The organism is Streptomyces sp. NPDC030183 (genome assembly GCF_055573455.1).
The window spans coordinates 98,632-111,664 of sequence record NZ_JBVIBK010000009.1; the positions used below are offsets into that span (position 1 = coordinate 98,632).

13 protein-coding genes are annotated in these 13,033 nt (G+C 72.5%); 7 read left to right on the forward strand and 6 right to left on the reverse strand.

Annotated elements, in window-relative coordinates:
- Positions 1 to 519: 519 nt before the first annotated feature.
- The 4 genes from ACZ4Z2_RS13000 to ACZ4Z2_RS13015 all read left to right on the forward strand — a co-directional run bounded on the left by ACZ4Z2_RS13000 (position 520) and on the right by ACZ4Z2_RS13015 (position 4,926).
- Positions 520 to 1,905 carry a multidrug effflux MFS transporter gene (locus tag ACZ4Z2_RS13000; protein ID WP_468075241.1) on the forward strand — a complete coding sequence of 462 codons (1,386 nt, stop codon included), beginning with the start codon at positions 520 to 522 and terminating at the stop codon, positions 1,903 to 1,905.
- 77 nt (positions 1,906 to 1,982) lie between these two features.
- Complete coding sequence (locus tag ACZ4Z2_RS13005; RefSeq protein WP_468075243.1) at positions 1,983 to 3,035, forward strand: serine hydrolase domain-containing protein; 1,053 nt, start codon at positions 1,983 to 1,985, stop codon at positions 3,033 to 3,035.
- A gap of 182 nt (positions 3,036 to 3,217) precedes the next feature.
- Positions 3,218 to 4,333, forward strand: a complete 1,116-nt coding sequence (locus ACZ4Z2_RS13010; protein WP_468075245.1) for a small ribosomal subunit Rsm22 family protein — start codon at positions 3,218 to 3,220, stop codon at positions 4,331 to 4,333.
- Positions 4,334 to 4,437: 104 nt separating this feature from the next.
- Positions 4,438 to 4,926 carry a GNAT family N-acetyltransferase gene (locus ACZ4Z2_RS13015; protein ID WP_468075247.1) on the forward strand — a complete coding sequence of 163 codons (489 nt, stop codon included), beginning with the start codon at positions 4,438 to 4,440 and terminating at the stop codon, positions 4,924 to 4,926.
- Between the two features lie 22 nt (positions 4,927 to 4,948).
- On the opposite strand, the gene ACZ4Z2_RS13020 is transcribed toward ACZ4Z2_RS13015, so the two are convergent.
- On the reverse strand, positions 4,949 to 5,158 hold the full coding sequence (locus ACZ4Z2_RS13020) for a DUF6243 family protein (protein WP_468075249.1): 210 nt from the start codon (positions 5,156 to 5,158) through the stop codon (positions 4,949 to 4,951).
- Between the two features lie 113 nt (positions 5,159 to 5,271).
- Here ACZ4Z2_RS13020 and ACZ4Z2_RS13025 point away from each other — a divergent pair, with 113 nt between their 5' ends.
- Both ACZ4Z2_RS13025 and ACZ4Z2_RS13030 read left to right on the forward strand, forming a co-directional pair.
- Complete coding sequence (locus ACZ4Z2_RS13025) at positions 5,272 to 5,907, forward strand: TetR/AcrR family transcriptional regulator (RefSeq protein ID WP_468075251.1); 636 nt, start codon at positions 5,272 to 5,274, stop codon at positions 5,905 to 5,907.
- Between the two features lie 243 nt (positions 5,908 to 6,150).
- Positions 6,151 to 6,897: a bifunctional DNA primase/polymerase gene (locus tag ACZ4Z2_RS13030; protein ID WP_468075253.1), complete on the forward strand. Its 747-nt coding sequence runs from the start codon at positions 6,151 to 6,153 to the stop codon at positions 6,895 to 6,897.
- 11 nt (positions 6,898 to 6,908) lie between these two features.
- On the opposite strand, the gene ACZ4Z2_RS13035 is transcribed toward ACZ4Z2_RS13030, so the two are convergent.
- The 4 genes from ACZ4Z2_RS13035 to efeO are packed head-to-tail and all read right to left on the reverse strand — an operon-like array spanning position 6,909 to position 11,274.
- A complete protein-coding gene (locus ACZ4Z2_RS13035) occupies positions 6,909 to 7,967 on the reverse strand; it encodes an SCO2278 family lipoprotein (RefSeq protein WP_468075255.1) in 1,059 nt (352 codons plus the stop codon).
- Positions 7,924 to 8,799 (reverse strand): iron uptake transporter permease EfeU, encoded by an 876-nt coding sequence (gene efeU, locus ACZ4Z2_RS13040; RefSeq protein ID WP_468075256.1) that lies wholly within the window; start codon positions 8,797 to 8,799, stop codon positions 7,924 to 7,926. Before efeU ends, ACZ4Z2_RS13035 begins: the two co-directional genes overlap by 44 nt.
- 4 nt (positions 8,800 to 8,803) lie before the next feature.
- The gene (gene efeB, locus ACZ4Z2_RS13045) at positions 8,804 to 10,099 is read right to left on the reverse strand and encodes an iron uptake transporter deferrochelatase/peroxidase subunit (RefSeq protein WP_468075258.1); all 1,296 of its coding nucleotides are present in this window, start codon (positions 10,097 to 10,099) and stop codon (positions 8,804 to 8,806) included.
- Positions 10,100 to 10,122: 23 nt separating this feature from the next.
- The gene (gene efeO, locus ACZ4Z2_RS13050) at positions 10,123 to 11,274 is read right to left on the reverse strand and encodes an iron uptake system protein EfeO (RefSeq protein WP_468075259.1); all 1,152 of its coding nucleotides are present in this window, start codon (positions 11,272 to 11,274) and stop codon (positions 10,123 to 10,125) included.
- Between the two features lie 302 nt (positions 11,275 to 11,576).
- On the opposite strand from efeO, the gene ACZ4Z2_RS13055 reads away from it, so the two are divergent.
- On the forward strand, positions 11,577 to 12,221 hold the full coding sequence (locus ACZ4Z2_RS13055; RefSeq protein WP_468075261.1) for a PhzF family phenazine biosynthesis protein: 645 nt from the start codon (positions 11,577 to 11,579) through the stop codon (positions 12,219 to 12,221).
- A gap of 61 nt (positions 12,222 to 12,282) precedes the next feature.
- Here the strand turns inward: ACZ4Z2_RS13055 and ACZ4Z2_RS13060 are convergent, their stop codons facing one another.
- On the reverse strand, positions 12,283 to 12,951 hold the full coding sequence (locus ACZ4Z2_RS13060; protein WP_468075263.1) for a biliverdin-producing heme oxygenase: 669 nt from the start codon (positions 12,949 to 12,951) through the stop codon (positions 12,283 to 12,285).
- Positions 12,952 to 13,033 lie beyond the last annotated feature (82 nt).

Here is a 13,033-nt window from a genome sequence, read left to right on the forward strand (position 1 = left end):
GTGGGGGCGACCGGGCACCCGGAGCCGGGTACGGCGGCGGCGACCGAACCGGCGCGGGGGCGGCCCGCGGCGGCGGCGATCCCCGGCCCCGTACACCCAGCCTCGGGCGCCGCCGACGTGGCGGGACGGCCGGAGGGCCCCCGCCCCCACCCGGCACCGGCGCGGCCGGCCGACGAACAGCCACCGTCGGCCCCGGCCCCCTCGAAGCGGGCCGACGGAACTCGCCGACCGACATCCGACGCCGCGTCCGCGAACCCCGCGCCGGTAAGCCCCGCGGCCACGAGCCCCGCCTCCGTGAACCCCGCGCCCGTGAGCGCCGCGTCCACGAGCCCTGCCTCCGTGCACCCCGCGCCCGTGAGCGCCGCGTCCACGAGCCCCGCCTCCGTGAACCCCGCGCCCGTGAGCGCCGCGTCCACGAGCCCCGCCTCCGCGAACCCCGCCTCCGCGAACCCCGCCTCCGCGAACCCCGCGTCCGCGACCCCCACGCCGGTAAGCCCCGCGACCACGAGCCCTGCCTCCGTGAACCCCGCGCCCGTGAGCGCCGCGTCCACGGGCCCTGCCTCCACGCACCCCGCGCCGGCGCCCCCCACCGACGCGGCGCCGACTCCTCACCCCGGCCGGCCGGGGAAGGCCAGCCCTGCCGGTCTGCGCCGTACCGGGCTCCTCGTCACCCTCATCCTCGGCGGGCTCACCGCCACCCCGCCGCTGGCGATGGACATGTACCTCCCGGCCCTGCCGGAGGTCACCAGCTCCCTGCACGCCCCCGCCACCACGGTCCAGCTCACCCTCACCGCCTGCCTCGCGGGCATGGCCCTCGGCCAGCTGCTGATCGGTCCGATGAGCGACCGCTGGGGCCGCAGGCGCCCCCTCCTGCTGGGTCTCGCCGTCTACGTCCTGGCCACCGCGCTGTGCGCCTTCGCCCCGACGGTCGAGACGCTCATCGCCTTCCGCCTGGTGCAGGGCCTCGCCGGGTCGGCCGGGATCGTGATCGCCCGGGCCGTCGTACGCGACCTGTACGACGGCGACGCCATGGCCCGCTTCTTCTCCACCCTGATGCTGATCTCCGGGGTGGCCCCGATCGTCGCGCCCCTCGTCGGCGGCCAGATCCTCCGCGTCACCGACTGGCGGGGCGTCTTCGTCGTCCTCACCGTCATCGGCGCCGCCCTCCTGACGGTCGTCTGGGCGCGGCTCCCCGAGACGCTCGCCCCCGCCGAACGGCACGGCGGCGGCGTCGGTGAGACCCTGCACGCCATGCGCGGCCTGCTCGCCGACCGGGTCTTCATGGGCTACGTGCTCGCCGGCGGCTTCGCCTTCGCCGCGCTCTTCGCGTACATCAGCGCCTCCCCGTTCGTCATCCAGGAGATCTACGGGGCCTCCCCGCAGACCTTCAGCGTGCTCTTCGGCGTCAACTCGGTCGGCCTCGTCATCGTCGGCCAGATCAACGGCAAGGTCCTCGTCGGCCGCGTGAGCCTCGACAAGGTGTTCGCGGCGGGCCTCACCGTCATCATGCTCGCCGCGACCGCCCTGCTGCTGATGTCGCTGGGCGCCTTCGGCGAGGTCGGCCTGGCCCCGGTCGCCACGGCCCTGTTCGTGCTGATGTCGGCGATGGGCGTCACCCTCCCCAACACCCAGGCGCTCGCGCTCATGCGGGTCCGCCACGCGGCGGGTTCGGCGTCCGCGCTGCTGGGTACCTCGTCCTTCCTGATCGGCGCGATAGCGTCCCCCCTGGTCGGCGTCGCGGGCGAGGAAACCGCCGTCCCCATGGCCGTCGTCCAACTCACCGCGACACTGGTGGCCGCGACCTGCTTCGTGGCACTGTGCCGCCCTTGGAACAAGCGCACGAAGGCAGGGGACGGGGGTACCCCCGTCCCGAGCGGAGCCGAGCGGAAGGGGGAGGGGAACTGAGCGCGCCGAGACTGCGCACGGACACCCCGGAACGGGCCGGACTCGACCCGGAGGAACTGCGCCATCTCGTACGAGAGGTGCGCGCGCTGACGGAGGGGGACGCGCCCCGCGCGCCCGCCGCCGTCGTCCTCGCGGGGCGCGGCCCCGTCATCGCCGTGCAGGAGGCGGCGGGCTGGGCGGTCCGCTACGAGTCCTACGACGAACACACCGGCACCGGGGTGGAGCTGCCGCCGGAGTCCCGCGTCCCGGCGACCCCCGACACCCCCTTCGACCTGGCCTCCCTCACCAAGCTCTTCACCGCTGTCGCGGCGGTCCAGCAGCTGGAGCGCGGCACCCTCGGCATCGACGCGAAGATCGCGGCGTACCTCCCCGACTTCACCGGCGCCGCCGCGCACGGCCTCACCGTCCGCCACCTCCTCACCCACACGTCCGGGCTGCGGCCCGAACTCCCGCTGTACGACTGCGGGTCCGCCGGGGCCCGGCTGGCGATGCTGCGCCGCGAGGAACCGATGACGGCGCCGGGCACGGCCCACCTGTACTCCGACCTCAACCTCCTGCTCCTCCAGCACGTCCTCGAACGCCTCACGGGCCGGGGCCTGGACGACCTCATCCACGCCGGCATCACCCGCCCCCTCGGCATGACGGCCACGGCCTTCGGGCCCTGCCCCGGCGCGGCGGCCACGGAGGACCAGCGCCGGCCCTGGGGCAAGGCGGAGCGGGGCATGCTGCGGGGCGAGGTCCACGACGAGAACGCCTGGGCGCTCGGCGGGGTCGCCGGGCACGCGGGGCTCTTCTCGACGGCGCGGGACCTGGCGGTGTTCTGCCGCACCCTGCTGGCCGGCGGCTCCTACGGCCCCGCCCGCATCCTCGGCCCCGACTTCGTCGAACTCCTCCTCACCCCGCCCGGCCTGGGCTTCGCCCTCGACCAGCCCTGGTTCATGGGCGAACTGGCGGGGCGTGGAGCCGCCGGCCACACCGGCTTCACCGGCACGTCCCTGGTCCTCGACCAGGCCACGGACACCTTCCTGATCCTCCTCACCAACGCGGTCCACCCCCGCCGCGGGGCCCCCTTGAACGCGCCCCGGGCGGCGGCGGGCACCCGGGTGGCCCGGGCGGTGCGGGGGATGTGAGGGCGGCCCGGTCGGATGTGAGGGCGGCCCGGTCGGATGTGAGGGCGGCCCGGTCGTGCGGCCCGGCGTGCGGCCCGGCCGTGCGGCCCGGTCGTGCGGGTGGGCGCGGCCCGGGCCGCGCCGGGCTGTCGGCGGTGTGAGGCCCCGGCCGGGAGGGCGCGGGCGCCCCATAGAATCGCCACGTGAACGCCCCCTCCTCCCCAGCCGACACCCTCCGGGCCGCCCTCGCCGGTCTTCTCGACGGGCTTCCGCCGAAGACGGCCGCTCAGGCGGTGGAGCGGCTGATCGTGAACTACCGCGGGCGGACACCCACCGACGCGCCGGTGCTGCGGGACCGGTCGGACGTGGTGGCGTACGCGGCGTACCGGATGCCCGCCACCTTCGAGGCGGTGTGCGCGGCGCTGGAGGCGTTCGCGGGAGCGGTGCCCGGCTGGGAGCCCGGCAGCCATGTGGACGTCGGCGGGGGCACGGGCGCGGCCACCTGGGCCGTGAACGCGACGTGGACGGGCGGGCGCCCGGTCACGGTGCTCGACTGGGCCGAACCCGCGCTCGTGCTCGGCAGGGAGATCGCCGCCGCCCACCCCGACCTGAAGGCCGCCGAGTGGCAGCGCTCTCGTATCGGATCGGCGCTCACCATCGAGAGCACTGATCTCGTCACCATCTCGTACGTCCTGGGCGAGCTGACCGACGCCGACCGCACCGCCGTCGTCGACGCCGCCGCGACCGCCGGGCAGGCCGTCGTGGTCATCGAGCCCGGGACCCCCGACGGCTACGCCCGCGTCATCGCCGCCCGCGACCGCCTCGTGGCCGCCGGGTTCCATGTCGCCGCCCCCTGCCCGCACAGTGCCGCCTGCCCGATCGTCCCCGGCGAGGACTGGTGCCACTTCGCCGCCCGCGTCAGCCGCTCCTCCCTGCACCGGCAGGTCAAGGGCGGCTCCCTGGCGTACGAGGACGAGAAGTTCAGCTACGTGGCCGCGACCCGCTTCGCCCCGGCCCCGGCCCCCTCCCGTGTCGTGCGCAAGCCCCAGATCCGCAAGGGCCAGGTCCTCCTCGACCTCTGCGGAACCGGTACCCCGACCACCACTGATGCCGCCACCACCGCCCCGGTCGCTACCGCCGCCCCGGTCGCCACCTCTGGCGCTGACGCCCACCGCGGGAGCGGGCCCGGCGCCGGCCCCGTTCCCACCCTCGGCCGGACCACCGTCACCAAACGCCATGGCCCGCTCTACAAGGCGGCGCGCGACGCCGACTGGGGCGACGCCTGGCCCCCGCCGCCCGGGGACGACGACCGGGCCTGAGCCCTCGGTTCGTGTGCACAGGGTGAACTCTGCTTGTCAAAAACCGAGTTGTGACCGTCAAAATCGGTTGCGGCACCAGGGGCGTTTCGGGCTAAGTCATGATCATGTCGACGACAGCGCTCCACCTGGAAGAGATCACCCCGGCCAACATCGAGGCCGCGCTGGCCCTTCGTGTCCGCCCCGACCAGGAACACCTGGTGGCGCCGGTCGTGAAGTCCCTCGCGGAGGCGTACGTCCATCCCGGCGTCGCCTGGCCCCGCCTCATCCGGGACGGCGACCGGGCCGTCGGCTTCCTCATGGCCTTCCTCGACATCGACTGGAAGGGCGACGGCAGCGGCACGGACATCCGCTCCGGCCTGTGGCGTCTCAACATCGACGCCGGTGAACAGGGCCGGGGGTACGGTCGTTTCGCCGTGGAGTCCGTCGCCGCCGAGATCCGCCGCCGGGGCGGCACCCGCCTGTACGTCACCTGGCATCCCGGCCCCGACGGCCCCGAGTCCTTCTATCTGCGCCTCGGCTTCCGCCTCACCGGGGAGACCAGCGGCGGCCAGACGGTCGGGGTGCTGGAGCTGTCCGACCAGTCACCCCACTGACCCCGCCCGCGCGCCTCCGCGTTCAGGACCCCTCGTCGGTCGCCCCCGCGCCCCCGGCGCCTTCCTCCGCGCGCCTCTGCTGGAGTTTGCGCAGCAGTTCCCGCTTCTGGGCCTGGGGGTCGCCGCCGCCGCCGACCCGGCCGCCCCGCTCCCCGCCCCTCAGGGCCTTGCGGCCCAGGTTCCGGCGGGCGCCGCCCACTCCCAGCATGTTTCCGGCTCCACCACGGGTCATGACGGTCTCCTCACTCCCGATCACCCATGCATGACGAGACGTTTCGTCTCGTCTATCGACTGCTCTACTGTCAGGCGAGACGCACCGTCTTGTCAACCTGATAAATTCGGACCATGGCCAACAAGACCGCCCCTGACTCCACCCGTCGCAGCGAGAAGTCCCGCCGCGCCATCTACGACGCCGCCCTCGCCCTCGTCGGCGAGGTCGGCTACCAGAAGACGACCATCGAGGGCATCGCCGCCCGCGCGGGCGTCGGCAAGCAGACGATCTACCGCTGGTGGTCGTCCAAGGCGGACGTCCTGCTGGAGGCGTTCCTCGACCTGAGCGCCCAGGCGGCCGAGGCCGCGGCCAGGCCCGAGGTCCTAGGGGAGCGGGCCGAGTACGAGATCCCCGACACCGGCGACCTGGAGGCCGACCTCAAGGCCGTGCTGCGCGCCACCGTCGACGAACTGCTCGACCCCAAGTTCGAGGTCCCCTCGCGCGCCCTGGCCGCCGAGGGCGTCGTCAACCGGCAGCTCGGCACCGAATTCGTCGCCAAGCTCCTCGAACCCCAGCTCCAGCTGTATGTGAAGCGCCTGCGCGCGGCCCAGGAGCAGGGAGCCGTGCGCCCCGACATCGACCCGCGCATCGCCCTGGAACTCTTCGTCTCCCCGCTCGCCCAGCGCTGGCTCCAGTACACGGGACCGATCTCGTACGACTACACGGACGCCCTGGTCGAGTACGCCCTGTACGGCCTCGCCCCCCGCTGACGCGACGACACCCACGGCGCCGTCGGCCCTGGTGCCGTCAACCCCCCGCCCCGGTGTGATCAAACCGACCGCCGGTGCCTCGCGGTGGGCCGTAAATCCCGGAAAAGCGGGCAATAGCACACCATCCCTGTCCGCGTTCCGGCTTCGCCCCACCTACCCCGGATGGTGGCTCCGGTGCCGGGCGGCGCAGGATGGTGGGACGATGGGGCAAGCTGTCCGCACCACAGCGAGGCGAGGGGATAGATGAGCGCGACGTTCGGCGGCCGGTCCGGTCGGCAGGGCAGGATCTCCGAGTGGCTGCGGGGCCGACGCGCAGGCCGCCCGCTCGACGAGACCCCCGACGCCGCCGGCCGTGAGGCGCTGCTGCTCGCAGCGGCCGCCGCCGGACTCCCGCTCGCGCCCGCCGCGCACCCCTCGGGCTACGGGTGCTCCTGCGACCGCGTCGGCTGTCCGACGCCCGCCCGTCACCCGGTGTCCTTCGCCTGGCAGACGCAGTCCACCACCGACCGCGGCCAGGTGGAGCGATGGGCCCGGCACCAGCCGGAGGCCAACTTCATCACCGCGACCGGCATGGTCCACGACGTGCTGGACGTACCGCTCGCCGCCGGACGGCAGGCACTGGAGCGGCTGCTCGCCGCCGGTGTGGAGGTGGGCCCCGTCGCGGAGTCGGAGTCCGAGTCGGACGAGGGACGGCTGCTCTTCTTCACCCTCACCCGGGGCACCCCCGAGGACGAGGACGAGTGGTGGCCCTGCGAACTGGACTGCCACCCGGAGACCATGGACGAGCATCCTGGCCTGCGCTGGCACTGCCGGGGCTCCTACGTCCTCGTACCGCCCGCCCGGCTCCCCGGCGACGTCGACGTCCACTGGGTGCGCGGCCCGGAGCATCCGCTGCCGGACCCGCTGAGCCTGCTGGAGATCCTCACCGACGAATGCGCCCGCCATGTGGGCGGGGACTCCGACCACACCGCCTGGCCGCAGCACGGCTGAACCTCAAGGCGTCACTCGCCCTTCGCGGAGGTGAGGCCGCCCACCTGGCCGAGGAACCGCACCTGCTCGTCGGAGGCCGTCCGGGCCGGGTCCAGGACCGCCTGGTTGGAGACGAACTCCAGCGTCAGCGACTGCCTCGGCTCACCCGTCATCAGCGCCCTGACCGCCGCGTCGTCGACGGGGATGTCGACCCCCTGCGCGGCCGTCTGCTTCTCGTAGTGGCGGGTCGTGAAGAAGACCAGAGCCCCGCCGTCCGTGGTGCGCAGCCCGACCGGCGCGTAGTCGCCGTTCGTCAGGGGCTCGTCGACGTACTGCCGCACGATGCCCGGGCGTTTGGCGTTCTTCTGGCGCTTCGAACGCTCCTCCGAGGTGAACGGGCCGTCGGCGAAGAGGGCGCTGTCCTCCTTCAGATACGTCACGTACTTGTCGGGCAGCTCCGCCGGGGCCACGGACAGCTGGGGGTCGTCGGCGGACACCACCTGCGCGTAGCCGTCCTCGTCCTTCTTGAACTGCGGGACGTCCTCGGCGGGCACGATCGTGAGGAAGGACACCTCCCACAGGTCGTCCAGACCGTCGCGGGTGAACACGAACAGCCAACGGTCGGTGTCCCGGCCCTTGTTGGCGGCGGCGTCGACCACGAACCAGCGGGGCCAGGCCGCCTTCTCGGGGATGGTGTACTTCACGTCGGTGAGCTTCAGCGGCACATGGTCGGGGTTGCCGCTCGGGTTGATCCTCGCGCCCGAGCGGAGCTTGCCGCCGTCGATGTCGGCGAGGGCACCGGTCACCCGCGAGGCGTCCCGGGACTGGTCGTACTCCTTGTCCGCCTCGTTGTACGCGGTGGTGAAGTCCTCCAGCGCGCGGGCCGCCTCGCCCTGGGTCGCCGTGGGGAGGACCTCCAGGTCGCCGCGGACCACCACGCACCCGCTCGCCGTCAGGGACAGCACGGCCACCGCCGCGGCCAGCAGCGCTCCGCGGCCGTGACGCCGAAGCCCGCGCCGCCCCCCGCGCGTACCAACCGGACGAACCTCACGAAGCCTTCGTGTGCTCGGAACCCCGCGAACCCTGCTCATCAGGAACCTTCACCTTCCCCTTCCCGGAGGCGAACCCTACCGGGGCGAGGAACAGCGCGAGCGTCGGGACCAGATAGAGGAGCCAGACCGTGACTTGGAGGACCGTCGGGTCGGGCTGGAAGTTGAACACGCCCTTCAGCAGGGTGCCGTACCAGCTGTCCGGCGGGATCGCGCCCGTGACGTCGAACGCCTTGTCGGTCAGACCGGGCAGGAAGTCCGCCTCCTGGAGGTCGTGGAAGCCGTACGCGAGGACGCCGGCCGCGACCACGACCAGCATGCCGCCGGTCCAGGTGAAGAACCTCGACAGGTTGATGCGCAGGGCGCCCCGGTAGAACAGCCAGCCGAGGACCACCGCGCTCGCCAGGCCCAGCAGCACACCGATCAGCGGGCCCTCGGTGCCGTCGCTGGACGCCCGGACGGACGTCCACACGAACAGCGAGGTCTCCAGGCCCTCCCGGCCCACCGCGAGGAACGCGGTCGCCACCAGGGCGCCCGTCCCCAACTGCAGGGCGGTGTCGAGCTTTCCGTGCAACTCCGACCGCAGGTGCCGGGCCGTGCGGCGCATCCAGAAGACCATCCACGTCACCAGGCCCACCGCGATGACGGACAGCGAGCCGCCGAGTGCCTCCTGGGCCTCGAACGTCATCTCCTGCGAGCCGAACTCCAGGACGCTGCCGAAGACCAGGGCGAGGCCCACGGCGGCACCGACACCGATCCAGATGGGTTTCAGGGCGTCCCGGCGGTCCGTCTTCACCAGATAGGCGATGAGGATGCAGACGACGAGACTGGCCTCCAGGCCCTCGCGCAGCCCGATCAGATAGTTCGCGAACACGGCGTCAGCCCTCCGTCGTCGGCGAGAACAGCGTCCGTCCCCACCAGTCGTCCGCGTCGCGGACTCCCGGCGGGACGGCGAAGACCGCCGAACCCACATGCTGGATGTACTCGTTGAGCGCGTCCGTGGCCAGGTTGCGCTGGATCGGGATGAACCCCTTGCGCACGTCCCGCTGGTACGCGAGGAAGAACAGGCCCGCGTCCAGCCGGCCCAGGCCGTCGGTGCCGTCGGTGAACGAGTAGCCGCGGCGCAGGATCGTCGCCCCGCCGTTGGAGTGGGGGTGCGCGAGCCGCACGTGCGCGTCGGGCTTCATCGCCTTCAGGAACGGCTCGTCCCGCTCCTTCGCCTTGCCCACCGGAGCACCCTCGCCCTTGTCACGGCCGAAGATGTCCTCCTGCTCCTGCAGCGAGGTCCGGTCCCAGGTCTCGATGTGCATCCGGATGCGCCGGGCCACCAGGTAGGAGCCGCCGGCCATCCAGGCGGGCCCGTCCTTCTCGTCCACCCACACGTGCTTCCTCAGCCGGTCGGTCTCCGTGCCCGCGATGTTGCGGGTGCCGTCCTTGAAGCCCATGAGGTTGCGCGGGGTCTGCGCCTCCGGCGTGGTCGAGGACGTCTTGCCGAAGCCCAGCTGGGACCAGCGCACCGACACCTTGCCGAAGCCGATGCGGGCGAGGTTGCGGATGGCGTGCACCGCGACCTGCGGATCGTCCGCGCACGCCTGCACGCACAGGTCGCCGCCGCTGCGGGCCCGGTCCAGGTTGTCCCCGGCGAAGTGCGGCAGGTCCACCAGGGCCTCGGGCCGCTGCTTCGCCAGCCCGAACCGCTCGAACAGCGAGGGCCCGAAGCCGAGGGTGAGCGTCAGCCGGGACGGCTTCAGCCCCAGCGCCTCCCCGGTGTCGTCCGGCGGCGCCTCCGCGAGGCCGCCGTAAGCGCCGTCGCCGACCGCCTTACCGGCCGTCATCCGGCGCGCGGCCTCCGTCCAGTCCTTCAGCATCGCCACGAACGCCTCACGGTCGTCCGTCTCCACGTCGAACGCGGCGAAGTGCAGCCGGTCCTGCACCGGGGTCGCGATACCGGCCTGGTGGGCGCCGTGGAAGGCGATGGGGCCGCCGGCCGCGGTCGCCGCCTCCGCGGTGTCCTCGCCGGGCCGGGCCACGGCCACGGCGCCCCCGGCGACGGCGGCGCCGAGCGCGAGGCCGGCCCCGCCCCAGCCGATCAGCGCACGCCGCGACGGCGCGCGCGATCCGTCACCGGCGGACGCGGCGGCGCTGTCGGTGGTGTTCCCGGTGGTGTCCGTCATGACTGCCGACTCTCCTCCGTCGCCTACTTCACGACCGCCGCGGCGAGCTGCGAGAGCGGCTCGGCGAGCGCGTTCACCGCGTCCGACAGCTTGTTCTGCTCGGCCTCGCCGACCTTGTCGTAGGAGACGAAGTCGTAACCCGTCTTGTTCGCGCGGTACTTGTCGAGCAGCGTGTTCAGCGCCGTGAACTGCTTGTCGAGCTCCTTCGTCAGCTCCGGGTCGTTCTCGGCCGCGACGGGCTTCAGCAGCCTGTACGACTCCTCGGCGCCCTCGACGTTCGCCTTGAAGTCGACCAGGTCGGTGTGCGAGTAGCGCTCCTCCTCGCCGGTGACCTTGCCGGTGGCGACCTCGTCGAGGAGTTCCTTCGCGCCGTTGGCCATGGAGGTCGGGGTGATCTCCGCCTTGCCGACCCGCTTCTGCCAGTCCACCAGGTCCTTCACCAGCTGGTCGGCCAGCTCGGAGTCACGGTCGGTGAGCTTGCCGTCCTTCCACAGCGAGCGCTCCAGACGGTGCCAGCCGGTCCAGTCCTTCTCCGGGTCCTGGCCCTCCTCCAGACCGTCCTCGCGCACGTCGACCTTCGGGTCGATGTCACCGAAGGACTCGGCGACCGGCTCGGTGCGCTCCCAGCCGATGCGGGAGGGCGCGTACGCCTTCTTCGCGGCCTCGACGTCGCCGTCCTTGACGGCCTCGGCGAACACCTTCACCAACGGGATCGTCTCGTCGGCCTGGGTCTGCACGTACTTGCGGTACGAGGCCACGGCCTCGTCCAGCCGCGGGTCGCGCTTCGCCACCTTGCCGGAACCGGTCGCGGTGACGTCCTGGCGTATGCCGTCGCCCTTCATGCCCGGCTTGCAGGCGATCCGGTAGTCGCCCGCCTTCACCTCAGCGGTGACCTTCTGCTTGGTGCCGGGGCCGATGTTCTCCCGCTCGGTGACGACGCGGTCGTCCGGGAAGAGGAGGTAGACCTCGGTGACCTTCGAGCCCTTGTTCTCGATGGCCAACTCGACGTGCCCGGCCGGGAACTCCTTCTTCGACACCTCGCACTTGGTGTCGGTCGCGGTCACCGCGATGACCCCGTCCGCGCCCGCGCTGCTCTTCTCGGTGCAGCCCGTGACGGCGGTCAGGGCCGCGACGGTCGTGGCGGCGGTGACGAAGGACAGTCTGAGGGGGCGCATTTCGGCTCCAAGGAAGGACACAGTGGACACACAGATAAGGTGAGGCTGCCCCAAGTTATCTGAGGCTTACCTCACCAGATGCCGTGCCTCCAGTGAAGCCCGCGCCCCGGTGCCCGTGCGAGCACGGCCCGATCACGGTGGCCCAAAACAGGGTCCATCGTCCGGTCAAGGACCGGTCAAGTTTGCCATTCCGTGGTCAAGAACCGCCTTTCGGTGTGATCAAGACATCACCGGTGCGCGGCTGCGGGCCGGCGGGCGCTCGGAAGCGACTGGGCGGCCCCGGGGATGCTTCAATTCCGCATGTGACCGACTTCGATGTGCTGCGGGTGTTCTGCGGGCCCGGCGGCGGCTACGGCAACGAACTGGGCGTCGTCCGCGAGGGCTCCGTGATGCCCGACCGGGCCGACCGCCAGGCGTTCGCCGCCAAACTCGGCTTCAGCGAGACCGTGTTCGTGGACGACCCCGAGCGCGGTGTCATCGACATCTACACCCCCACGCTGCGCCTGCCGTTCGCCGGGCACCCCTGCGTCGGCACGGCCTGGCTCCTCGACGTGCCCGAACTGGTCACCCCGGCCGGTCCGGTCGGCGTCCGGCTGGACGGCGAGTTCAGCTGGATCGAGGCCATGCCGGAGTGGGCCCCGCCCCGCACGTTCCGCCAGTACGGCACCGCCGCCGAGGTCGACGACCTGACGGTCCCGCCGCCCGGCGAATGGATCTACGCCTGGGCCTGGGAGGACGAGGCCGCCGGCCGGATCCGCGCCCGCGCCTTCCCCGGCCGCGACGACGGCATCGACGAGGACGAGGCCACCGGGGCCGCCGCCCTCCAGCTCACCGCCCGGCTGGGCCGCGCCCTGAACATCACCCAGGGCACGGGTTCCCAGCTCCTGACGGCACCGCAGCCGCACGGGTGGGTGGAGGTCGGAGGAAGGGTGTTCCTGGAGCGGTGAGGGGCGCGACCGCCGTCCGTGACGCTCGGCGCGGATGGCGGCGTCCCGGGCAGCGAACCCGCTAGGCGGACAGGGGGAACTCCTCGCCCAGTGCCCTGAACACGGCCGTGTTCAGGGCGAACGCCCGCTTGCACTCGCTCACGATCCGCTGCTTCTCCAGATCGTCGGCCCGCACCCGGTCCAGCAGCTCGCGGTACCCCCGCTTGAACGCGGCCGGGTTGGCGATGTCCTCGAACACATAGAACCGGACGCCGTCGCCCTTGCGCTCGAAGCCCCAGGTCTTCTCGGCCCGGTCGCGGATGATCTGCCCACCGGAGAGGTCGCCGAGATACCGCGTGTAGTGGTGGGCCACATAACCGCCGGGCCAGCTCCGCGCGCACTCGGCGACCCGCGCCGCGTACTCCTCGGTCGCCGGCAGCGCCGTGAGCGTCGAACGCCAGCGCGGGCCGCGCAGATGCCCCAGGTCCCGCTCCAGTGCGGCCAGCCGCATCAGCTCCGGCTGGATGAACGGCCCGGCGACCGGGTCGTCGGCCAGCGCCCGCGCGCCGCTCTCCAGCGCCTCGTACACGAACCACAGCTGCTCGGTGTAGCGCGTGTACGCCTCGACGCCGAGTTTGCCGCCCAGCATGTCGCCCATGAACGTCGTGGTCTCCGCCTCCAAGTGCTGCTCGTGCGACGCGGTGCGGATGAGCGTGGAGAACGCCGTGTCCGAGGTGACCGACGCGTTCATGGGGCCTCCGATGCCTGGGGGAGAGACGAGAAGCTGCGCCCAGTTTCCAAGTTAGGCTTACCTAAGTCAACAGGTTTCCGAC

Excerpts from the sequence above, each read along its gene's own strand:
- efeB (WP_468075258.1), bottom strand. The coding sequence starts at position 10,099 with ATGACGGACACCACCGGGAACACCACCGACAGCGCCGCCGCGTCCGCC.
- efeO (WP_468075259.1), bottom strand. The coding sequence starts at position 11,274 with ATGCGCCCCCTCAGACTGTCCTTCGTCACCGCCGCCACGACCGTCGCG.
- ACZ4Z2_RS13015 (WP_468075247.1), top strand. The coding sequence starts at position 4,438 with ATGTCGACGACAGCGCTCCACCTGGAAGAGATCACCCCGGCCAACATC.
- ACZ4Z2_RS13020 (WP_468075249.1), bottom strand. The coding sequence starts at position 5,158 with ATGACCCGTGGTGGAGCCGGAAACATGCTGGGAGTGGGCGGCGCCCGC.
- ACZ4Z2_RS13035 (WP_468075255.1), bottom strand. The coding sequence starts at position 7,967 with ATGAGCAGGGTTCGCGGGGTTCCGAGCACACGAAGGCTTCGTGAGGTT.
- ACZ4Z2_RS13030 (WP_468075253.1), top strand. The coding sequence starts at position 6,151 with ATGAGCGCGACGTTCGGCGGCCGGTCCGGTCGGCAGGGCAGGATCTCC.
- ACZ4Z2_RS13060 (WP_468075263.1), bottom strand. The coding sequence starts at position 12,951 with ATGAACGCGTCGGTCACCTCGGACACGGCGTTCTCCACGCTCATCCGC.
- ACZ4Z2_RS13025 (WP_468075251.1), top strand. The coding sequence starts at position 5,272 with ATGGCCAACAAGACCGCCCCTGACTCCACCCGTCGCAGCGAGAAGTCC.